The organism is Pseudoalteromonas sp. BZB3, assembly GCF_040104455.1.
Taxonomy (GTDB): Bacteria; Pseudomonadota; Gammaproteobacteria; order Enterobacterales; family Alteromonadaceae; genus Pseudoalteromonas.
This window is the reverse complement of sequence record NZ_JBECOS010000012.1, coordinates 79698-101923: the sequence shown is the minus strand read 5'-3', so window position 1 is coordinate 101923 and position 22226 is coordinate 79698. Positions and strand designations below refer to the sequence as shown.

Annotated in this window: 23 protein-coding genes; 12 read left to right on the top strand and 11 right to left on the bottom strand. The window is 39.9% G+C overall.

Going from position 1 to position 22226, the window contains the following annotated elements; all coding sequences use genetic code 11:
* Window positions 1-32: 32 nt before the first annotated feature.
* Both ABMY35_RS14005 and ABMY35_RS14000 read right to left on the bottom strand, forming a co-directional pair.
* Window positions 33-641, bottom strand: a complete 609-nt coding sequence (locus tag ABMY35_RS14005; protein WP_349286768.1) for a superoxide dismutase — start codon at window positions 639-641, stop codon at window positions 33-35.
* A gap of 31 nt (window positions 642-672) precedes the next feature.
* A complete protein-coding gene (locus tag ABMY35_RS14000) occupies window positions 673-1167 on the bottom strand; it encodes a hypothetical protein (protein WP_349286767.1) in 495 nt (164 codons plus the stop codon).
* A gap of 173 nt (window positions 1168-1340) precedes the next feature.
* On the opposite strand from ABMY35_RS14000, the gene ABMY35_RS13995 reads away from it, so the two are divergent.
* The gene (locus ABMY35_RS13995; protein WP_349286766.1) at window positions 1341-1568 is read left to right on the top strand and encodes a hypothetical protein; all 228 of its coding nucleotides are present in this window, start codon (window positions 1341-1343) and stop codon (window positions 1566-1568) included.
* Window positions 1569-1649: 81 nt separating this feature from the next.
* On the opposite strand, the gene ABMY35_RS13990 is transcribed toward ABMY35_RS13995, so the two are convergent.
* Window positions 1650-2411 (bottom strand): isocitrate lyase/phosphoenolpyruvate mutase family protein, encoded by a 762-nt coding sequence (locus ABMY35_RS13990; protein WP_349286765.1) that lies wholly within the window; start codon window positions 2409-2411, stop codon window positions 1650-1652.
* 379 nt (window positions 2412-2790) lie between these two features.
* On the opposite strand from ABMY35_RS13990, the gene ABMY35_RS13985 reads away from it, so the two are divergent.
* Complete coding sequence (locus ABMY35_RS13985) at window positions 2791-3204, top strand: VOC family protein (RefSeq protein ID WP_349286764.1); 414 nt, start codon at window positions 2791-2793, stop codon at window positions 3202-3204.
* A 20-nt stretch (window positions 3205-3224) separates the two neighbouring features.
* Here the strand turns inward: ABMY35_RS13985 and ABMY35_RS13980 are convergent, their stop codons facing one another.
* The 7 genes from ABMY35_RS13980 to ABMY35_RS13950 form a co-directional block, all read right to left on the bottom strand.
* Window positions 3225-3644: an HIT domain-containing protein gene (locus tag ABMY35_RS13980; protein WP_349286763.1), complete on the bottom strand. Its 420-nt coding sequence runs from the start codon at window positions 3642-3644 to the stop codon at window positions 3225-3227.
* An 11-nt stretch (window positions 3645-3655) separates the two neighbouring features.
* The gene (locus tag ABMY35_RS13975; protein ID WP_349286762.1) at window positions 3656-4492 is read right to left on the bottom strand and encodes a hypothetical protein; all 837 of its coding nucleotides are present in this window, start codon (window positions 4490-4492) and stop codon (window positions 3656-3658) included.
* Between the two features lie 27 nt (window positions 4493-4519).
* On the bottom strand, window positions 4520-4990 hold the full coding sequence (locus tag ABMY35_RS13970; RefSeq protein WP_349286761.1) for a hypothetical protein: 471 nt from the start codon (window positions 4988-4990) through the stop codon (window positions 4520-4522).
* 25 nt (window positions 4991-5015) lie between these two features.
* A complete protein-coding gene (locus ABMY35_RS13965) occupies window positions 5016-5447 on the bottom strand; it encodes a MarR family transcriptional regulator (protein ID WP_349286760.1) in 432 nt (143 codons plus the stop codon).
* An 11-nt stretch (window positions 5448-5458) separates the two neighbouring features.
* Window positions 5459-5929 carry a glutathione peroxidase gene (locus tag ABMY35_RS13960; RefSeq protein WP_349286759.1) on the bottom strand — a complete coding sequence of 157 codons (471 nt, stop codon included), beginning with the start codon at window positions 5927-5929 and terminating at the stop codon, window positions 5459-5461.
* Window positions 5930-5995: 66 nt separating this feature from the next.
* Entirely contained in the window at window positions 5996-6952 is a 957-nt protein-coding gene (locus ABMY35_RS13955; protein ID WP_349286758.1) for an endonuclease/exonuclease/phosphatase family protein, read from the bottom strand.
* A 105-nt stretch (window positions 6953-7057) separates the two neighbouring features.
* Window positions 7058-7489, bottom strand: coding sequence for an Lrp/AsnC family transcriptional regulator (locus tag ABMY35_RS13950; protein WP_349286757.1), 432 nt, complete (start codon window positions 7487-7489; stop codon window positions 7058-7060).
* Window positions 7490-7684: 195 nt separating this feature from the next.
* Between ABMY35_RS13950 and ABMY35_RS13945 the strand changes: the two genes are divergently transcribed.
* The 5 genes from ABMY35_RS13945 to ABMY35_RS13925 are packed head-to-tail and all read left to right on the top strand — an operon-like array spanning window position 7685 to window position 14976.
* Window positions 7685-8098, top strand: coding sequence for a GntR family transcriptional regulator (locus ABMY35_RS13945; RefSeq protein WP_349286756.1), 414 nt, complete (start codon window positions 7685-7687; stop codon window positions 8096-8098).
* Window positions 8099-8100: 2 nt separating this feature from the next.
* Entirely contained in the window at window positions 8101-9003 is a 903-nt protein-coding gene (locus tag ABMY35_RS13940) for an ABC transporter ATP-binding protein (RefSeq protein WP_349286755.1), read from the top strand.
* A 9-nt stretch (window positions 9004-9012) separates the two neighbouring features.
* Window positions 9013-10905 carry a hypothetical protein gene (locus ABMY35_RS13935; RefSeq protein WP_349286754.1) on the top strand — a complete coding sequence of 631 codons (1893 nt, stop codon included), beginning with the start codon at window positions 9013-9015 and terminating at the stop codon, window positions 10903-10905.
* A complete protein-coding gene (locus ABMY35_RS13930) occupies window positions 10902-12809 on the top strand; it encodes a hypothetical protein (protein WP_349286753.1) in 1908 nt (635 codons plus the stop codon). The genes ABMY35_RS13935 and ABMY35_RS13930 overlap by 4 nt, the downstream gene beginning before the upstream one ends.
* A 43-nt stretch (window positions 12810-12852) precedes the next feature.
* Window positions 12853-14976: a prolyl oligopeptidase family serine peptidase gene (locus ABMY35_RS13925; protein ID WP_349286752.1), complete on the top strand. Its 2124-nt coding sequence runs from the start codon at window positions 12853-12855 to the stop codon at window positions 14974-14976.
* Between the two features lie 56 nt (window positions 14977-15032).
* Here ABMY35_RS13925 and ABMY35_RS13920 read toward each other — a convergent pair whose 3' ends face one another.
* Entirely contained in the window at window positions 15033-16397 is a 1365-nt protein-coding gene (locus tag ABMY35_RS13920; RefSeq protein ID WP_349286751.1) for a peptidoglycan DD-metalloendopeptidase family protein, read from the bottom strand.
* Window positions 16398-16552: 155 nt separating this feature from the next.
* Here ABMY35_RS13920 and ABMY35_RS13915 point away from each other — a divergent pair, with 155 nt between their 5' ends.
* From ABMY35_RS13915 to ABMY35_RS13895, 5 genes are all read left to right on the top strand, one after another.
* The gene (locus ABMY35_RS13915) at window positions 16553-16999 is read left to right on the top strand and encodes a TraR/DksA C4-type zinc finger protein (RefSeq protein ID WP_349286750.1); all 447 of its coding nucleotides are present in this window, start codon (window positions 16553-16555) and stop codon (window positions 16997-16999) included.
* Between the two features lie 36 nt (window positions 17000-17035).
* Window positions 17036-18241: a zinc metallochaperone GTPase ZigA gene (gene zigA, locus ABMY35_RS13910; RefSeq protein WP_138568944.1), complete on the top strand. Its 1206-nt coding sequence runs from the start codon at window positions 17036-17038 to the stop codon at window positions 18239-18241.
* A 393-nt stretch (window positions 18242-18634) separates the two neighbouring features.
* Window positions 18635-19888, top strand: coding sequence for an L-methionine/branched-chain amino acid transporter (yjeH, locus tag ABMY35_RS13905; RefSeq protein WP_349286749.1), 1254 nt, complete (start codon window positions 18635-18637; stop codon window positions 19886-19888).
* A 274-nt stretch (window positions 19889-20162) separates the two neighbouring features.
* On the top strand, window positions 20163-21035 hold the full coding sequence (locus ABMY35_RS13900) for a DUF6236 family protein (protein WP_349286748.1): 873 nt from the start codon (window positions 20163-20165) through the stop codon (window positions 21033-21035).
* Window positions 21036-21163: 128 nt separating this feature from the next.
* Window positions 21164-22156: an Abi family protein gene (locus tag ABMY35_RS13895; protein ID WP_349286747.1), complete on the top strand. Its 993-nt coding sequence runs from the start codon at window positions 21164-21166 to the stop codon at window positions 22154-22156.
* Window positions 22157-22226 lie beyond the last annotated feature (70 nt).

The following is a 22226-nucleotide window of genomic DNA, read 5'->3' as shown; positions in this document are numbered from 1 at the left end:
GAAGCACTTTACATATTGATTTATGTTTTTTATTAAACCGCAGCTAAGTATCTGCGCTCTACATCGGCCCAATTAATGACATTAAAAAAGGCATTAATATACTCTGGGCGGCGATTTTGATACTTCAAATAGTATGCATGTTCCCATACATCTAAGCCTAAAATAGGCACTAGATTATCCATTAATGGACTGTCTTGATTGAGTGAACTGGTTACTTGTAGCTCACCTTGCTCGTTCACAACCAGCCACGCCCAGCCGCTACCGAAACGTGTTAGTGCGGCTTTGATGAAAAGTTCTTTAAAAGTATCAAAGCTACCAAATGCTTCATTGATATCATCGGCTAATTTACCTGCATGCAGCTGCCCGCCATTTTCAGACATCACTTCCCAAAATAGACTGTGATTATGATGCCCACCAACATGGTCTCTCACTGCACCTTGAAGAGAGCTTGGTAGGGTTTGGATATTTCTTAATAACCACTCGTCACTTTTCTCAGAAAACTCAGTGCCTGCAAGCGCTTCATTGGCTTTATTTACATAGGTTTGATGATGCAAAGTGTGGTGAATTTCCATGGTTTTTGTATCAATATGTGGCTCTAATGCGTCATATTGATAATTTAGTTTTGGTAGTGTGAATGGCATTAAGCACTCCTTCGGTTTTGATAGATATAAATTAGTGATAAGTCAGCGATGTGACGGAATATGGCTCTGAAATTTGTTCGAGCTTGTTCAGTAAATTTGGTGATTGAGCAAGGTGCTTTCTAATTGCAAATGAATGAAGCTGTAGCTGAGATAAATGTTTTGAAAATAAATAGTGGTTTTCGTCTTGAGTAGTATTCAGTAAGCAGTGTCCACAATCACACACCACGTTATAGCCCTCAACTAAGAAGTCACAAGCAATTTCATGTTTTCCTTGGGCCATAGAAGAGTCGACTAAATTCAGGTACGACACAACAAGTGCTGGTACAAATTGATCAATTACCCAAGATGTAGGTGGCGGTGTATTTGAAGTTATGAAACCACCAATATCAGCTAAGTGTTCTAAGCTATCTTGGTATAATTTGTCCGCAGTAATATAGCGATTGTTTTCGAATGCGTTGTTACCTTCGCATATTGTATTTTGCCAAGTGAGCATAGCCTGTTGGATCAGCGTGTTATTGGTATCCATAAGTAAAATATATAACGCAATTGAAAATGATTGTTATTTATATTTGATCTTTTCGGCTTTGTTGTCAAAGTGAAATTACTTATAGGGCATAAATTTATATTTAATAACTTGAATTAAAGGAGGGAGATCACAATTAAGTTGATTATGTATTAATCAACTTTTAGGTAGTTAAAATGGATTTTTTAACCATTGGGTTAGGAGTTTTAATTATTTTACTGTTTGTTTTTTTGGGAAGAAGCGCAATAAAATGGGTTAAAAAAATGCCTAAAGGCGCCTATTTATTTATGGCGTTAATGCCGTTAATCTCGTTGTTTCCAATCCCACCACCGGCATTTAAAAACGTGGCTAAAGCAAAGCAAGAACAACCCAAACGTAAAGAAGATAACGGCGATGATAAATAGCAGAGTAAGGTTTATTTGCATTATTTTAGTGTCATCAGCCTTGCCGCTAGCTCTGAGAGTATAACCCTAATTAACAGCCTATTAGACGAGGTTCAGAGGCTTAAACGAACCATGTTGTTTAATAGATGACAGGGTATTTTCTAAGTGGGCGAGCATACTATCGTAAACAAAATTACCCATTGAAATACGTTTCACTCCAAGTTTTTGCAGTTGGTTAAAACTTTCCAGCTCTGGCATGCACATGACATTAAGTGGCAATGAGCAGTTAGCAACGATTTTGCTGATATCGTCAGGAGCCGTTAAGCAAGGCAAGAAGATACCATCCGCCCCAGCATCTTCGTACAAGCTAATTCGCTCGATAGTTTCAGGTAAAGCTTTGGCTGCATCAACAATATAAGTATCTGAGCGGACGTTTATAAACATCTCAATATCTGCGTCATTTAAAAGCGCTATAATTTGTGACAGTTTCTCACTGAAATCATACTTATCGACTAAAGATCTGCGGCCATTTATTAACTGGCTGTCTTCGATATTAATGCCAACCACTCCTAACTTTGCCAGTTTTGCAATGTTATCGACAATCTCTTGTGGCGTGTCAGCATAACCAGCTTCTATATCCACACTAAGTGGTAATGTGGTCACTTCTGATATTTGTTTCGCTACTGCTAATAGATTTTCAAAACAGATGTTTTGACCATCAGTTGTTCCTAATGACGTCGCAATGGCAGCGCTTGATGTGCCGATTGCTTGATAGCCAAGCTTTTCGGCAATGATAGCGCTCGCTGCATCCCATACATTACAAAGAATTAAGGGAGTTTCTTGGTGATGTAATTTTCTAAACATAATACGTTCCTAGTGTGAATTTATTTATTTAACGGAGTAAATATTAAGGAGAAGGAGAGTTCATTACTCGACAGTTTCGGAACTGAATGTTCATATTATTTTTAGCTTTTAGCTTTTAGCTTTTAGCTTTTAGCTTTTAGCTTTTAGCTTTTAGCTTTTAGCTTTTAGCTTTTAGCTTTTTCTACTCATCAACTTTTTCAATGGTATCAATCAGAAAATTTGCACTTTACCTCAAGTTAACTTGAGCTTTTAAAGTGGCTTCATCAAATCAACAGACAAGAAAATAATCAAAGGATGAAGACAATGAAGCACACAAAAATAATCGAAAGAATCACGCAACTTTTTAACGCAACCATGGCTAATAAGTAAGGAGCGCATTATGTATTTAGAACACGTAAATTTAGTCGTCAGCAATATCGAACGTTCTCTCAAGTTTTATCAGGCAGCATTTCCACATTGGTTTATTCGCAGCAAAGGTGAGGGAGAATGGTATGGAAAACAGCGTACGTGGGTACATTTTGGTGATGATTACCATTATTTAGCCATGAGCGACCACGGTGAAGGTGACAATCGTAGGCTTGAAGGGCATCAAGTGGGTCTCGCGCACTTTGCGTATGTTGTTAAAAATATCGATGCGCTTGCAAAAAGAATGTTAGCTGCTGGGTTTGAAATAGATAAAGTTGGCAGTGAACACCCATTTAGAAAAAATTTATATTTTATCGACCCAGACGGTTTTGAAGTGGAGTTTGTAGAGTATTTATCTGATTTACCGAATGAACGAAACTCAGATTAATTTTGTGTAAAAGGCATATGTTATATATATGCCTTAATTTTCTCCGCGACTTTCTCTATATGCTCCGGTTCAGCCTTCACTTCAGCATGCGCTTTTAAACCGTGTAATGATCCTGGAATAATATGGAAATGAAAGTGTGGCACAGTTTGACCTGCTTCATTGCCATTATGTTGCACAATCGAAGTTCCTTGCACATTTAAGGCTTGCTCAACGGCCTTACCTACTTTCTGTACCGTTTTCATGCAAGCCAGTGCAGCTTGATCTGTGAGGTCGTAAATCGTTGTGGCAGCTTGTTTAGGAATAACCAGAGTATGGCCTTCTTTTTGCGGCATGATATCCATAAAAGCAAGCGTATAGTCGTCTTCAAATAACTTAATGCAAGGGACTTCGCCTTTTAAAATCTTCGCAAAGATATTATTTGCTTGGTAATGATCTTTCATTTTTGCCTCGGTTACGTCACAGGATTGGAATCTTGATGATTTTTATCATGCGAATACTTAGAATTTATTACAAGTAGATGAGGTAAATGGATCACCATGCATTGAGAGGTTATGTAAACCACCCAATTAATATATCTCACTTGTGGATAAAACCCCTCGCCTTGATGACCGTATATCCAAAAGTTGCCGATGATGGCATCGGCAACAGCAGCCAGAATAAAGCCAGAGCCAACCAGTAACTCGCCTTTTGATGCTTTTAAACCGCCGCAAGATAAGATAAATGCAAAACCAATAAAGCCAACAACGCCAATCAGCATGGCATAAATCCCTGTGCTGATGGTGATAAACAAGTCAGTATTAGGAAGATGCATTATAACCATTGAGATCATACCGACCACACAGCCAGCGATCACAGGGTATCTGATAAAGCGTTTATCTTTGGTGTTTAATTGGATGGCATGAATGCCAGCGAGCAAAAGTAGGGTGTAGCCCGGCAAGAAAAAGTAAATAGACTCGGCTAAATAGTCATGCTTAATAGCGCTTTCATATCGATAAAAGGTTTCAGGAAGATTGAAGTTGGTAATATCACCTAATAAGCATAAGAAAAGGCTACTAAAACTGAGAAAAGCAATTTGTTTGTGTGCTGGGGATTGAGTGTTAGCGATGGTTTTTCGATAAATAAGCCAGCTATTTAATAATAACGCGAATAGGATGAGACTTTCACAAATTAATATTTGATTTCTTTCAGCGCCTTCAATAGACCAAAAGCCTAATAATGCGCCTACAGAGTCAACAAAAGCAAATAAGATAATTGTTACAGATAAGTAGATTAAGTTATGATCCTTCATAATATTACTCTTTGTTTTTTCTTATCATTACAGGTTTGAGAACTTTTGCCTAGTGACTTTCCCCCAATATGGGTCTGAAAAGGTGTCTTCGCTAAACTGACCTACTTGATAACAACGCAAAGTTTCTTGCCAGAATAGCGTGGCATAATCTGCGCCTGCTATTTGCTTGATTTGCCAATGGCCCTTGAATAAATCAAATAATTTGTGACTAAACTGCATGCCAAGTTGCTTTTGTCTGAAATAAGGCACGATGTAAAACTCACATACCTCAAATTCATATTCACTATTTTGCGATATTGCGGCAATGCCAGCAGGTACGTTGTCAACATAACAAATAAAGCCAAAAGTGGACTCATCTAATTGTGTGTCTAATGGAAAAATGCCATCTTCATCTGGTGCTTTTCCGACTATTTTTGAAAATTCAGCCTCATACGCCTGAGCCAAATTAAGATAAATATGTTCAATATCAGTGAAAACTTGTTTAACAGTTAGATTCATAAAGGCGCTTTTTATCGGTTGAAGGCTATGCTAATTTACCAATTAACTCGTCTAATAAGCTTTTTAGTTGCTTAGCTTTTTCAATATCGATTTGGCTATTCTCAAGCAATTGCATAGGAATACAAGCGACTTCGCTTTTTAATGCTAGCCCTTTTTCAGTCAGTTTTATGATCACTTTACGCTCATCAAACTCGCTTCTCGCTCTTTCTACTAATTCGGCACTCTGCATTCTTTTTAGTAGCGGCGTTAAGGTGTTACTGCTGAGCATGGCTTTATCACCAATGTCACTTACCGTTAAGCCATCTTGCTCCCAAAGGATCAACAAAACAATATATTGCGGATAAGTGAGACCATGAGCTTCAAGCAAAGGCTGGTAAAGACGCGTTACCAGCCTTGATGCGGCATAAAGCGGAAAGCACAACTGATTTTCTAATTTTAGTAAATCATCGTTTTGCATTTGCGCACTCTCTAAAGTAGCTTTTCAATCTTCTTAGCAATTGCTTGCGGTTTTGTCACTGGCGCAAAGCGGCTCTCAACTTCACCATGACGATTGATCAAAAACTTTGTGAAATTCCATTTAATGTTTTTGCCAAAAAAGCCTGTTTTCTTAGACTTTAAATACTGAAATACCGGGTGTGCATTTTCACCATTTACATCCACTTTTTCACTGATCAAAAAGTCAACGCCATAGTTAATCAAACACCCTTGCTGAATGGTACTGGCATCACCAGGCTCTTGATTGCCAAATTGATTGCAAGGAAAACCGATGATCACAAGGCCTTTGTCTGCGTATTCTTCGTGAAGCTTTTGCATGCCTTCATATTGATAAGTAAACCCACATTTACTTGCGGTATTAACGATCAATACAACTTTATCTTTAAAATCAGAGAAGTTGATCGGTTTGCCTTGTAAGCTTGTCGCTTTTAAATCATAAAACATAAATTAAGCACCTTTTTATTTTAAATCTCCCGAGACTATATCGCGTGCGATTTAAAAGGTCAAACACTAATCAATTAATAGTAATTTGTAATCTAATGCGAGGTGATCGCTACCCGGTAGTGAGTGGGTTTTGAATTGAGATACTTTAACGCCGTTACTCGTTAAACAATGATCTATCGGTAAACCCGTTAACCAACCATAAGGATGTAGGTATTTAGAAGCATGCCAAGATGCATACATGCCTGTTTGTTGATAGCACGGGTTGAGTTGATGATGACGTGGGAAGTGATTTGACCAAGGTGTGGTATTAAAGTCACCGGCCACCAGAATATGTTTATTTTTCGCAAGCTCTACCAAGGGTTGAACACTGCCCAATAACACATTGCGTTTTTGCCATTTATCTGGGGTACGTGGTGAGGGTGGGTGCAATAAAATGAGATCGAGCCTTTGTTTTGGTAATTGCAAAGTCAAAGTAATCACCGTCCCTTTTCGTGGTAAAACTTTATGTTTTTTTATGTTTGTAAGTGGGTATTTACTAATTAAACCCATTCCATCAGGAAAGCCATCATAATCCCCATCACCAAACTTATAACGCTTAGCCGCTATTTCCAGAAAGAGAGGTTTTTGTTCTTGGTTAAATTCGTAAAAAAGATATAAGTCGGCATCGAGTGAGTTTAGTTCTTCAACGGCAGTTCTTAGTACTGGGTTGTAGTAACTTAAGTTGGCTTGCACGATATGCAGTTTGGAGAGCTCGTTTAAAGATTCGGTTTTTAAAGGTTGTGTCTTATTAAACAACCAAAGGTGGCTACTGGCAAAAAGTGCGATTGAAATAACCACTGATATAGCCCCGATTTTGACCGACTTTAGCAGCAAAGGAATGCTAAAAAACAGCGCCAATATAAAAAAGTGAAGTTGAAAGTTACTCAGTAAATCGAGCAGGTAATACTCACCACTTAATGCCACCGAAGGCAGTAAGATAAGTACGAGTAAACTCAGTTCAATGAAAAGTAGAATGAATAACAATGCATCACCAAGTCGCGTTTATTATTAGCTAAACTTTAGTATAGTTGACACAAAAATGAGAAGTTTTGTTAGTTTGGTGTTTAATATTGATTATTTTTTAGAGTATTAGCTGGCTCGGTTATCAATCCACTCACTCATCACCACATGCGTTTTTATCTTCACAAAATCAGGCTGGGCGTCGAGGTGTTCACGAATTTCATGCAAGCGCTGCATTGATTCGGCTTGAACAAAAACCAATAAATCCATATCACCTGTGATCCCACGACAGGTGACCACTTCTGGTATAGCCTGAAACAAAGGCACGACTTCAGAGCAACGGGCACATTTATGCTGAATTTCAAAATAAGCAGATACACCAATTTTTTGAGATTCGCTCAGCAGCACTTGATAGCCTCGAATAACGCCACTGTGCTCGAGTTTTTTGATTCTCTCGGTAACGGCAGAGCGTGAAAGGCTCACAGTATCGGCAATGGCAGAAACGCTTTGGCGCGCATCTTTCTTTAATTCAGCAATGATCTGTTTGTCGAATTTGTCCACTTTTAGCCTGTAAATTTCAAAATCTATACTTCAATCAGGCAGAGATCATACCGTCTTCAGCAATTAGTAGACAAGTAAAATAAATCAACTCATTGAAAATAAAGGATATATAAAAATAACTCAAACTGTACTATTGACGAAGTGGTACACTCGATCTACTGTACTACTACAGATAGTACAGTGAATAATTAGCTAATGACAAAAACTACTGCACTGGCGATACAAATTGTGACCGGGGACGCTCGGCCGATTTTTCGTCAAATTGTCGATGGCATTCGAAAAGAGATTGCCAGCGGAATATTACCAACAGGAAGTAAGTTACCCAGTGTGCGTGGCTTGGCAATGCAATTGACCATTAACGCAAATACGGTAGCCAAAGCCTACAACGAATTAACTGACCTTGGCTTAGTCGAATCAAAGAAGGGTTTAGGCCTTTTTGTGACTCAGCAACAATGCACTTTATCTGAGGAAGAGCGAACGCAAAAGCTTGAGCAAGCAACTGATAATTTCATTAATGAGGTCATCAGCTTAGGCTTTAGTCACCGAGAGATTATTGAGCATATACAAGGGCAGTTACAAACGATTAATAAGCAGGATAAAGAGCGTTAGTTATGGCTAATTACATTATCGAAACCCGAGCACTGCATAAGCGTTTTGGAAAGAAAGTCGCGATCCAATCTCTTAATTTGAAAATAGCACAGGGTGGCATTCATGCCGTGATTGGTGCTAATGGTGCGGGTAAAAGTACCTTATTTAGAATACTCCTAGGACTCGATGCCCCGACCTCGGGTGAGTCTTTTATCTTGGGTCATAACAGTCAGTCTTTAGAGCCTGAACACAGAGGTCGTATTGGCTATGTGAACGAAGAGCATACTCTGCCAACCTGGATGAAAGTCCATGAAGTGACCGCCATGCAGAAAAATCTTTATAAAAACTGGCGACAAGATCTCTATGACAGTGTGATCGGTAACTTTAACGTTGAGCAGTCACAAAAAGTATCGGTGTTATCTCGTGGTGAAAGGGCGGGTTTAAATCTCGCTATGGCCTTAGCGCAAGCGCCAGAAGTGCTGATTTTAGATGAGCCAACGCTGGGTTTAGACGTCGTTGCCAAGCAGGCGTTTTTAGAAGCTCTGATGTTCACCCAGGCAGATATCGACACCACCATAGTGTACTGCTCGCATCAGATGGAAGAGATAGAACGTGTCGCTGAACAGTTAATTGTGATTGAAAATGGCGAGATGAAATATAACGAATGCCCTGAAAAATTTTGCGACATGGTGACGTATTGGATCTTTGATGAGGCCCTGAGTAAGTCACAACTTAGCACACTGGGTAACGTACTTTCGGCACGTATTATAGACGAACAAACCCATTTAGTTTTGGCTGACTTAGAGGCCGCAGAGGCATTAGAAAAACTTAATGCGCTTGGCATTGAAGCCGCCACGCAAGCCCCTGTTAGCTTAGATAAAGCCATCGCTTCTATCTTGGCAAAAAATCACCGAGTACCAAAGTAGGAGAGCGTAATGTTTGATTTATTCAAAAGTGAATATCAGCGCTACCAACTTTTTGCTTGGGGCATATGCCTACTTCAGTTGGTGCTGTGGAGCACATTCAGCAAATTTTTCTCAGTAGTAGAGCCGCAATCTGAGTTACATCTTTTCATTATTTTAGGTGGCGTTGCTGTTGGGGGGTTATTTGGGTTGGTGTCTGTGTCTTTGCACAGAAGAAAGAACCATTGGATCTATCTGATGCATCGGCCTTTATCTAAAGGGCGAATTTATTTTGCTCTAAGTCTTGCCGGTGCATTACTGCTGTTTATTGCCTTTATTTTACCATTTTTAGTGAATGTGTTGATTGCAGATATCACGACGCAGCAAGTGGTTGAAGCAAGACATTACACTAATGTCGTGCATGCATTTTTGGTCATGCTATGTGGCTATACCTTGGGCCAATTTATTGCGTTGGCAAACAATAAACTCGCAATTGGCGTATTGTTCGCACTCACTTATTTGATTTTAAGACGCCAAGAAAGTGTGCTGTATTTCTTGCTGTTAGATTCAATGTTCTTATTGTTTAGCGGTTATTTGGCTTATGCTTCTTTTCGCGTTAATCTTGCTGCAGAGCAAACATCTAAGCGATTCATCGCCATTGCTGTGCTTTTTATTCAGCCTGTTGCGGTCGTGGGTTTAATATCGTTAAAAGCTTTTTATTACCACATTCCTCTAAGCTTAACTTCGCAGCAATACGACTTTGCTAAACCGCTGCACGAATTAGAAACCCAAGGGCAATTTGATTATGAATTATTACGAAAGCACACTGACCTTGAGGTAATGCAATGGCTTGCCAGAGATATCGAACAGCCACTTGGCGATACGATACAAAGGCAGCTTAAACTTGCTAAAGCCAACACGCTATCGCGAGCACACTTTTATAAGCCTCAACATAAGCATGGCTTTTACTTACATACTCGACATAGTCAGTTTGCGCTAGAGACAGATACCACAAAATGGGTGTTCTCTCATTCAGAAATGCTATTTGTCGGTATTGATAGACAAACTGGTGAACGAGTTGGCTTCTTAGGCCGCACAGGGTTTGTAGACCAAGCAAGTCAGCTGACCGAGTCTGATAAATTTGCCGATGTGGCTGTGGCAGTACAAACAAGCACTCACTATGTGCAAACCAAAAATAAGCTTTATCAAGTTGATTTTGAGAATAAACGTATCGACTTGAAATTTGCATTAACTGGTTCAGAAGAGCACTTCACCTCGACTTTAGTACCTATGTTTGATGTGATCTTTATGAGCTCAAACCAGCAAGTTTATCTATTCAATAAAGTGGAATTTGTTGACAGTCTTGGCGGCCTAGCACCAATCAAACAAGTGTCGCTAGACTTTGCACACCCTGTATCGCCTGAGTTTGTGATGGCAGAGGTGATGGACGGTTATGTCCTCATGGTGCACGACGGCAATTTATTTGCGGCACTCAAAGCTGGCGCTCAATTAATTTACCTGCCTCATGAGGGCGACAACATCACACTAGTGAGCAAAGAAGTGCAGCTTTCAGCGCTGCCAGATTGGTTGCATCAACAAAAGTTAATGTTCTCTCCATTGGTGTTGAATGTTGTAGATAACTTAGTGCATTCAACATTGATGTTTAATTCTGAGCCATCAATAGGTGAAGGTTTTATTTGGCAGAGGCCGATCGACTTAAATTTTTCATTACTGATTGTTTTTTGTTGTTTACTCACTGTTGCTTCAATCTTTTATCTTGGCAAAAAAGCCAAATTAGATGATAAAACGCATAAGTTTTGGTTACTGATTTCGCTCATTACTGGCCCAACTGCGCTGATTGCATTCTTGATACTGATGCCATGGCCGAAATTACAAGGGTTAATTAAAAGGGAGTCAGCCACATGAGGGATCTATTCTTTTCTGAGCTTAATCGCTATAAAGCGTATGCCAAAACGGCGGCATTTATATTTCTAGCTTTACTGGCTTATTTATCGAGTCAGGGCGACCTTATGGCTGGCCGCGGCATGTTCAGCACTGTGCTGAGTGGCCTTGCGATAATACTGCCTTTGATCTTTTCTGTGACGCAATTTTTATTGCATAAAAGGAAGAACCATTGGGCGTATCTGATGCACCGCCCATTAGCAGAGCAAATCATTTTCAAAGCGTTGATCGCAGCAGGGTTAAGCATTGTAATGATAGTGCTTGTTGTGCCATTACTGTTAATACTCGTTGTGCTAGATAGTGCGTCACTTGAACTCATTGAGTTTCGGCATTACCTATATGTCGGTCATATCGCACTCCTTGCGACATTTGCGTATTTCACCGGTGTGTATATTGCGCTATCGGCAAATAAAGGGGCACTACTTATTCTCGGTATGCTGCTCTTTGTGATCAGCAGCACACCAAGCTCGCCGTTTATTGTGTTGTTTATTGACTCAATAGTGGTTGTACTTGTGTATTTTTTAGCAAGTTCAGCATTCAAATTGAATGTCAGTCAACACGATACACGCATGAGTCGCCAATTTATCGCTGCTATACTCATGGGGCCTGCTTTGGGTGCCATTTTAATGTCGACTCAGGCTCTGTTTTACCATATTCCAGTTACGCTATTTTCGACCCATCCTGATCGTTTTGAAAAAGCCGACATACCCGAGTATTACGCTTCAATGTGGGGGCCAGATGCCAAAGCAGTTCTAGATAGGATCTTACCTGCCGATGAAGTACAGTGGCGAACCCATTTGCTACCGAATTTAGAGGGTGTCAGCACATTATTTATGAGCACACATCCAACTTCGTTCGATACATTGAACCAGTTGATGCATCAAGATCAGCAACAAAGATACATAGACATGAAAACCCTGACGAAGTGGCAGTTTTCACATCAATATCAAGTGTTTTTGGGTTATGACTTGGTTAGCAAAAACCTCAAACATGTAATAGATCAAAATGACTTTCATGCTGTGACATCAATCAATGACATACAAAACCTAGAGGCATTTTCTCATCCGCCAAGGTTAATAGCAGGTCGTTTTATCCTAACACCTCATACGCTTTACGTGCTTGATTTCGAAGAGCAGTTCATGGAAATAAAGTTTCAAACGCAAGACGGTGAATACTTTTACGGGCCTTTTGAAACTGAACGCGATGGTGAACTTGTTTCTATGGCTACAAATCAAAGAGCGTTGGTTTTCGAAAAGCGTGATTTCTTTGCTTTGAATACCAGCAGTGCTCCGCTTTTCTCTGTTGCTTATCCTGAGCAAGCCTATGGCAGAATGAACACGCAGTTTTATATGTTACCTGACGGAGCACTATTTCTGTTTCATGGTCGCTCTTACTTTGGCTTCCAAAAACCCGGTGTGTCTGTGGTGTTTGCTGACTATGCAGGTGAAGTGACGCCAGTGACTGCAAAGCAGTATATTGCACACCGACCTTTACCAAAGTTTGTGGCTGAGCAAGCGTTTTGGCAATCGCCGATTTTCTTTGCCACCGTATTTGAAGCAGCCAATGAGGCGCTAAACAGCAATGATCAAAGCATTGGCGCTGTATTTAATGACACTATTTCGAGAACAAGGTCAGCGCAAGTTATGGCATATGCCATAGGGTTTACTTTATTCAGTATGGCTTTGGTTTATCTGCTGGCAAGACGAGCACAATTAAGCACACAGCAACAACTGTTCTGGGTGGGTATGGCTCTATTTATGAGCTTAATTGGCGTGGCTTGTTTTATGTTGTTGACCCCATGGTTTAGTAACATAAGAGGCGCGAATATCAAAGTCTCATCAACTTCTTCTAACGCAATCCTAAATTAACCATGTGATGCGCTTCGGCGCATCAACAACCAGGTAGTGAATAATGAATATGACTGACATTTTCAGTGGTATGCTTCGTTGCGCGCTGATTATATGGGTAATGTGCACAAGCTCTGCCAAAGCTGAGTTTTTAACCGATCTCAGTGAGGTCAAACAACGTGTGCAACAAAAAAACCGTGCGCCGCTTCTACCGGCAGTGCACTTTTTACAAAGCGAGCGTATACAGGCAGTGACCCTATCACCCAATGCCGATTATGTTTTGTATCTCAGCAGTGAAGAAAAAGCGGGTATAAAACGCTGGTCGCTTAATCAATATACCCTTGCAGACCATAAAATCACTAAGCTAGTTACACTTAGAAAGCGCCCATCATTTGAGATTTCAAAAGACAGCTCAGCGTTGTTTGTGAGAGTCGGCGAGCAGCTTTCAGTGTTGCCATTAACACACAAAGCCAAGCTAAAAAGATTGGCCAAAATTGATTGGAAAAAGAAAGAGCGATTTTTGGGCGTAGACCCAAGTCAGCCTGCCAGCTTTTTAGTTAAAAAGTGGCGTACCAACGAGCGCATCTTTGAAATATTGAGCGTTGCAGCTGCTGGTAAAGCGCGTGTGATATGGCAGACAACAATGCCTTTTTCACAGCTGTTAGTAAATTCGAAAACGGGTAATGCAGCTTTTATCAAGCAAGTGAATACCGCTGAAGGCAATCGCGGAGAGCGTTTTATTCATCAAGTTCAGGCTGATGGGTCTTTAAAAGTGGTCTTCACCTGTCAATGGGATGATAAATGCCAAATACAGGGCTTTAACGACAAATCACAACAATTACTGCTTCAAACCAATCATGATGCAGAGTTTAAAAGACTGGCTTGGTTTGATTTAAAAACGCAGACGTTGCTAGATGTTGCAGCGCAACCACAGCAAGCCTTCGACTTGGTGTCAGCGACATTGGGCGAAGACGAGAATGGCTTACTCATTCCAACTTCCTATTTATACCAAGGGGCCAAAACTCAGCAAATGAGCCACCACCCTGTTGTGGCTAAACACTTAACGCATATTCGTGAATATCTCGAAGGCAAAGCATTCACTTATGCGTTACCCGCGAGTATTAAAGCCTATCAAACCAAACCTTGGTTGATCACTTTGAAAGCGAATAGCCCCACAACTCATCATTATATTTATCAGCCAAAGCAACACACTTTGCAGCGTATTTTACATGAACAAACAAACGCATTACCGCAAAACGATGAGAAAATGAAAGATACTTGGGTATCTGAAAAAGCGCCAGTGCAATATCAAAGTCGTGATGGATTTAAGCTTCATGGTTACTTAACGTTGCCAAATGGTGTTGCGTTATCTGATGCGCCTTTAGTGGTTAAAGCACATGGCGGCCCTTTCTCACAAGTGAAATGGGGTTTTGACAGACAAACACAGTTATTGGCGAATAGAGGCTACATTGTGTTTGAACCTAACTTCAGAGCCTCAACAGGTTATGGCAAAGGGTATGAAAAAGGGGCAAATAAACAATTCGGACTTGGTATTGCTCACAACGACATCATTGATGGTACGCATTTCATTTTATCTCAAGGGATCGGAAATAAAGACAAACTTGCCATCATAGGCCACAGTTTTGGTGGCTTTAGCAGTCTGACGGCGCTGACTTTTGAAGCCAAACTGTTCAAGGTGGGGTTTGCTGGCGCGCCGAGTTTAGATATTGGCCGTTCAGCGAGATTGTATTATCGCTTTGCTGAAAAAGTGCGAGGGCAATTCAGTGATTATTACTTTAGGCAAATGATCTTAGATTGGGATGACAAAGCCGCTAAAGAACAACTTACTGCAAACTCCCCCAGCGCTCACCCTGACAAAATTCAAAGCCCTGTATTTGTATGGGCAGGTCGCGGAGATAGAAAAATCTTCATCAATGACGTCAACGACTATGTATTGAGACTGCAAGAGGCAAATAAAGCGGTGAGTTATTTTGTTGACCCTAGTGCATTGCATTCACCCACATCAAAGCAAGGTTTAATGGCGTATAGTTATTTGCTTGAGAGAGTTTTAGCCAAATATTTAGACGGACATTATTTACCGCTAGATCCAAACAAAGACAAGCGTTTGATCCGATTTATTAAAAAGCATATGGAGATTGATAAGCTCGCTTTATCGGATGAGCTTTAAATCAAAAGTTGTCTTCTGATATCGAGCTAGGGTGAATAGTAAGCTCACCTTGCACTTCAATCTGCCAATATGGTTTCGTGCGCTTTGTTTATTTCAGGATCAAGTAAACTATCTAGCATATTAGTTCGCATAGAAACCAGCTTTAAGAACGCGGTTTTGTCGCTTTTGGTTAATGAGCGGGTTAGTGGAATTTTGGCTTTCAATGGATCAACAGGTCTACCATTCATGTGCAGTTCAAAGTGCAGATGTGGACCTGTTGAACGGCCTGTGTTGCCTGAAAGCGCTATTATTTGTCCACGTTTTATTGACTGACCTTTATGGACATTGACCTTGTGTAAATGCAAATATCGTGTTTTGTACCTACTACTATGTTTAATATCTATATATTTTCCAGCAAATTTATGATTGCCTACTCTAGTTACAACTCCATCGCCTGTAGAAATGATTTTAGTACCGGTAGGTGTGGCAAAATCTACCCCATTGTGAGGCCTAATACGACCTGTAACAGGGTGCTTTCTTCTGGGGTTAAAATGAGAGCTTATTCTGTACGATTTTTGTAGCGGCAACCTTCTAAATGCTCTTGTTAAACTATGACCCTGCTTGTCATAAAAACGCCCATCATCAAATAAAAAAGCAGTGTATTCATTGGTCTTTTGTTGAAACCTCGCACTGACAATATGGGCTTGTCCAGTAGGTTTGCCATCAACAAATTGTTCATTTTTAATTATTTGAAATTTATCGCCCCTTCGTAGAGCGCGAGTAAAATTGATCTGTTCCTTAAATATTTTAGTGACTATTGCTGCGTCAGCTTCAGACAATCCAGCTTTTTGTGCAGAGAGGTAAAAACTACCATTTACTTCACCACTAACGAGTCTAGTTCGCCATTCGCCATCTTGAATTAGTGTTTCATACTCTATGCCACCATCTTCAGCACGACGATAAACTACACGATGACCAGCATGAACGAATAACTCTAACTCCTGTAATTCATGATTTTTAGTAAGGTACTTAAAAATAAGGATATTATTTGGCTTAAGCGTCTCTAATGCCAATAAAGATTCATCAGCACTCAGTACTTCATAAATCGTGTGTTGTGGAATGTTTAAGCGCTCAAATATAGCGCTCAGTGTATCACCCACAGAAATAGCCACTTCAGCATGTTGATATTCGGGTTCTGAACTTACTCTAGAAGAAGCAGTTGTAACTTGCTCAGCAAGGTCAGAAACTTTACTTGCGATTAAGTTCGGTTTGGCCGCTATAACTTCATCAACATCTATTTGCTTGTCTGCGACTAAGTGCTCATGCGAAGACTCAAAACTAATCAACCAAGCGAGCATAAAAGTCGAAACGACAATTGCTACCGAGTGTTTTCTTGGCAATTTGGGTAACAGCCCAAAAAAGATAAATTTAGTTCTTTTCATTAAATCATTCATTTATATCTTAAGCACATTGGCTTTCTAGAAATAGCACAGCTCAATCAGTCCTACTGACGAGCTTGATAAAAATAGGCGGTGAACAAACAAACTGATCATCCACTTTGTTGTGTTATAATATAACAATCAATCGGGAGGTTAACATGCAAGATGTAAATAAAGTGTATGGTGCTTTATCTATACAAGAGATAAAAGCGGCACCTCAATCAGATTATATGAATGAGCAACAGCTTTCATTCTTTCGAAATTACTTAATTGAGCTTCATGACATAACGCGAGAACACATTAGGGAAGCTAAGGAGCAATTACTTAATCGTCCTGAGCTGACAGATATCAGTGATAGGGCATCCTGGGAAGAACAATGCGCCATTCTGATGCGGATTGTTGATAGAGAGCAGCGTTTACTTCCTAAGATCCAAGAATCTTTAGAGCGCATTAGGCTGGGAGAATATGGCTATTGTGAAGAAAGTGGCGAGCCAATTGGTGTGGAAAGACTCTTAGCAAGGCCGACAGCAGAATATTGTGCAGATGTAAAACAAACAAAAGAGCTTACAGAGCATACTTATGCAAAGATTCGAGAAGAATCTTAACCTACTAAAACACTTGTAACTTGGGGCGAAATTACAATGTTAAACTCAACAAACTTATTACCTGTAACTGTTTTATCAGGATTTCTTGGTGCAGGCAAAACCACATTACTCAATTATATCTTAAACAATCGTGACGGTTTACGAGTCGCTGTGATAGTAAATGATATGAGTGAAGTTAACATTGATGTGGCAACGGTACAAAACGAAGTCAGTTTAAACCGAGCTGAAGAAAAGCTCGTTGAAATGAGCAATGGGTGTATCTGTTGTACTCTTCGAGAAGATTTACTAGAGGAAGTTACTCGCTTAGCTAAATCTGATAAATATGATTACCTTGTTATCGAATCAACAGGTATTTCAGAGCCTTTACCTGTTGCCGAAACGTTTACCTTCGAGGACGAGGATGGCATAAGTTTATCAAACGTCGCCAAGTTAGATACTATGGTTACGGTCGTCGATGCTGTTAATTTTTTAAAGGACTACAATCAGGCAAAATCTTTGCAGGAAGTTGGTGAAAGCCTTGGCGAGGAAGACGAACGAAGTGTTGCTGATTTACTGATTGAACAGATAGAGTTTGCAGACAGGCTCGTGATCAGTAAGACAGATTTGGTGAGTGCCGAGGAGCTCAAACAATTACAAAGTATTTTAAGTAGTTTGAATACAGAGGCAATTCAAATCCCAATCACACATGGCCAAATTCCATTAAAACAAATTTTAAATACTAACAGTTTTAGCTTTGAAAAAGCGCAGCAAGCTCCTGGCTGGCTCAAAGAAATGCGTGGTGAGCATGTGCCTGAAACAGAAGAATTCGGTATAACTAGTTTTAGTTATTGTCGTAGGCGTCCATTTCATCCGAAGCGTTTCTATGATTTTTTACATGCAAACGACAAAGCAGGAAAACTATTGCGCTCAAAAGGCTTTTTTTGGTTAGCAACCCGACCTAACATTGCTGGCAGTTGGAGCCAAGCTGGCGGCATTGCTCGATATGGTCAGGCTGGTTTATTCTGGTTTGCGGTACCTCGTGAAGAGTGGCCTGAAGATCCTGAATATGTTTCTGCAATTGAAGCGCAATGGGTTGAACCCTTCGGCGATAGACGCCAAGAGCTGGTTTTCATTGGTCAAGGTTTAGATAAAGCCGAGCTCATCAATAAACTAGATGAGTGCCTATTGAACGACGAGGAATTGCAATTAGGCATAGATATTTGGAAATCCTTGCCGGATCCATTTCCTGCTTGGATTGAATAAACTATCCAATGAACTAGCTCAACAAGGAGCTAGTTCAAATTAAACAGACATCACACTTTCTTTTAATTACTCACCTATTAAACCTATTTATTCATATCAGACATATACTCTAAAGAGGCTTAGACACTTGGTTTGGGCAAAGTTCCAACGATGCTGGTCTTTTAGAAAATGTTATTCAGTTCAACGAAGTTAATTTGAGTTTTATTAAAGAAAACCATGTACTCAGTCACTGATGTAAAAATCTTCTATTAAGAACATCATAATCAAATTGCAGGTATTTTTCAGGAAAGCCGTCATTTTGACGGTTTGATGTGCTGAAAGTGGGTGATATTGCGCAGAATGCAATGAATAACATTTATATACTAGCCCTAGAATAACAAGGGGTAACGAGAAATGAAAACAGATAAACAAGGTATCGGGCGTTGGCAAGGGGCGGGCATGATGGCCACCACTTTGTTGGGCACCGGGGTGTTTATATTGCCACAATTAACTGTGGCTCAGGCAGAGTTTAGCGCGCTCTATGCTTGGATACTATTAACTATGGCTATTGTGCCGGTCACGCTGATTTTTGGTAAATTAGCCGCACGCTTTGCTCATGCGGCAGGGCCAGCTTATTTTGTCGAAAAAGCATTTGGCAAAGTTGCGGGTCGAGTGATTGGGTTAATGTTTATGTGTGTGGTGCCAATTGGTGCACCTGCAGCCATAGTCATGACCTTTATGTTTGTGCAGCAAATTGTGCCTGTGCAAGGGCAAGCTTTACTCTTAGGTCAGCTTTCTACTTTATTGTTCTTATGGCTAATCAATTTACGCGGAATTCAAGTGTCGGCCAAATTACAATTTGCGCTTACGCTGATCATTTTAACTTTGGTGATTTTACTCTTTGGTAAAAGTAACCCAACTGCGGCCAACTTTAACACCAGTTCATTCGAACCCTATGCCATGCTTGGCGCTGCGGGTATCGCATTTTGGAGCTTCTTAGGTGTCGAGGCAATGTCGCACCTGTCAGATGACTTTAGAAACCCAGAAAAAGACATGATCCCAGCGATGCTCATCGGCACAGTATTAGTTGGCACTGTGTATGTGGCCTGCACCTCATTAGTCATTGCCTATCCGAACAACGAATCACTCAACATGGTTGGGCTGTTCAATACGTTCTTTGGTGAATTATTCGGTCACAACGGTCATTATATTATCGGTGTATTAGGGGTTGCTGGTGGACTGGCAACCGTTAACGTGTATACCGCAAGCCTAGCTCGATTGATCTGTAGTTTCTCAGAGCAGGGCGTATTACCAAGCTATTTGGCAAAACGTAATGAATTCAATGTGCCATTAAGCGCGCTCACCACGCTCATGCTCGTAATTGCGCTGGTATTAATTGTCACATTTTATAGCCAACAAGACCTAGAAGACTTAATTAACTGGGTGAACGGTGTGTTTGTTGTGATTTACGCTGCGGCCATGTTAGCAGCATGGCGATTACTAAGTGTTAAAAACCGCCCTATGATTTTACTCGGTCTAGGGTTTTGCATAGCACTTGCCATCGGCATAGGCGCTCACATGATCTATGCATTTATTTTGATGGCTGTGATCACCCCATTTGTGATGCTGCAAAAACGGAAGCAGCTTACCAAAGTGATTAATGCTTAGCGTCGGGTTTAATTGCTTAGTGATTTTTAAATCGACAAAGGCATGAGGTGAAAGCTTCGTGCCTTTTTGTTTTTTAGATGTTAGTTGAGATTGATTTGGATTTTTAACAAATAAGAACTGAGCTTAATACCAACTCTATTTTTACTAATTTAGTTATTAATAAAAACTCCACTTCTAGCAATAGCATATATCTTTTGATAAAAATAGTAACAATGAAAGATAATAAGCGATTGATTGAATGGTAAATTAATCGCTATCAACCAAGGAGAGCATTTTGGAAAGAGGCATAGTTACCCCCGCACAAGAAATTATCACCAATGGAAATTCGTTAACTATGAATGGCGGATTGCCTCCAGAGCAAATAAGGTTTTTAGCACTCTATTGGGATAAAGTTGTAGTAACTGATAGTAATATTTTTGGTTCTAGCTTAAGCGATGAGTCTCAAGTTTTAGTTGACGCAGGTATTCTTCGAAAAGAAACTGCTCGAATGTCCCTCAACGGAACATTTGATGGTAGCGGGTTAGCAAAAATGCATTTTCACGGTTTAAGTCAGATTACGACTTCATTAACAGAGAAAAACCCTGGTCAGTGGGCTTTGCATCAGAGTGGAAACCAACTGTATATACCTAAAAATATGTCCAAAGAGTTAGTAACTGCTGACTTCGAACTAAATAAATGTTTGCCAGTGCCTTTACCTAATATCCCGCTTGAAAAATTAATTGAGTTTAAATTTAAGCGTAATGATGAGCTTACTGCATTAAGAAAAACACTTGACGATCTTTATTTAGAAATTTCGAATTCCCAAGATATACCTAGGGCCAAAATAGCAAAAATTTCACAATTAGAGAAAGCTATAAAAGACTTGGATGTAGTTGCAATAGAAAGTTGGGGCTCTAGACTTCTTGCAAGTAGAAAAGTTTCATTAGACATTAATTTAGGTAGCCTATCCAAAGGAGCAATAGCTGGAGGGGTTGTTGGGGCATCATTCGGGAGTCCAATTGTAGGTATGTTTGCAGCAGCAGGACAAGCTATATTGTCAAGTATGAAGTTTGAAGTAAGCTCATCAAATCAATTGGCTAGCTCAGTAGGAAATCAACTTGACCTTTCTTATTTAAGCGCCTTAAAACAAGAACATTTTGCAAAATAGAGTAATTAAAATACCACTTGACTACAATTATAATTTCTATAACATTAGCGCTAATCGCGCCTAGGCCGCTGTTATCGAGTCTTACTTGGTATTACGTCTAGGCCTTCTTGTTTCTGGGGGTTAGGAAATTGGCTCTTGTTAATGCGAAGCCATTCAAGGAATACGATGAGTTGGTTGAATATTTGACAAATAACGGTATGTCAATTGAAGATCCAGAAAGAGCTCAGCGAAAACTATCTCAAGTTGGCTACTATCGTTTAAGTGGCTTTTGGTATCCTTGTCGTAAAATTGATTTTGATGCTGCTGGTAATGCTATTATTCAGCATGGGAAACCAAAGAGGCTTGATAATTTCATTGAAAGCACTGACTTTGATAAGGTTTTCCAACTATACCTTTTCGATAAAAAACTCAGGTTGTTATTACTCGATGCAATTGAGCGAATAGAGATTAACCTAAAAACTGTCCTAGCTCATGAACTAGGAAGAGCTGATGAATTGGCCTACCTAAACCCTAATTTCATAAATCCCTCTCAACTTGAAGATTACTACCACCATAACCAGATCAGAAATGCATGGAATGAATGGAGTAACCGCCAACGCTCTGAGTTATCAAGAAGCAAAGAAGATTGCATTGTGTGGCATAAAAAGTCTGGACGTTCTATGCCTATGTGGGTCGTAGTTGAGGCTTGGTCATTTGGTACTCTTTCTAAGTATTTTGAATTATTAAAGGGAACTTATCAGAATAATATAGCAGCGCGGCTTGGAGTGAGTAATCCTTCTTTATTAGTGCGTTGGTTACAGGCAATTAATATTCTTAGAAATAGATGCGCCCACCATACTCGGGTATGGAATCAAACTACAAATAATCCAATTGGAGTACCAACAGGTGATTTTGAGGATGCAATATACTTTCAACAATTAAGCCTGACAACAGATAGTAGAAAAAGGTTATATGGTTTAATAGCAATAATTTGGTACTTGGTTCAAAAAATAGGCCCAAATTCAGACTGGATTAGGAATGTTTTAGATGAAATTGAGTCATCACCTGATCTTCCAATTTGCATGAAGACTTCAATGGGCATCCCTGAAGGAGGACTAGATTTAAATCTTTTCACTTTATAAAAACCTGATTTTATTATAATTTCTCACTTGAGCCAATTTTAAAGAAAGTAGGTAATATACATTTAATCAC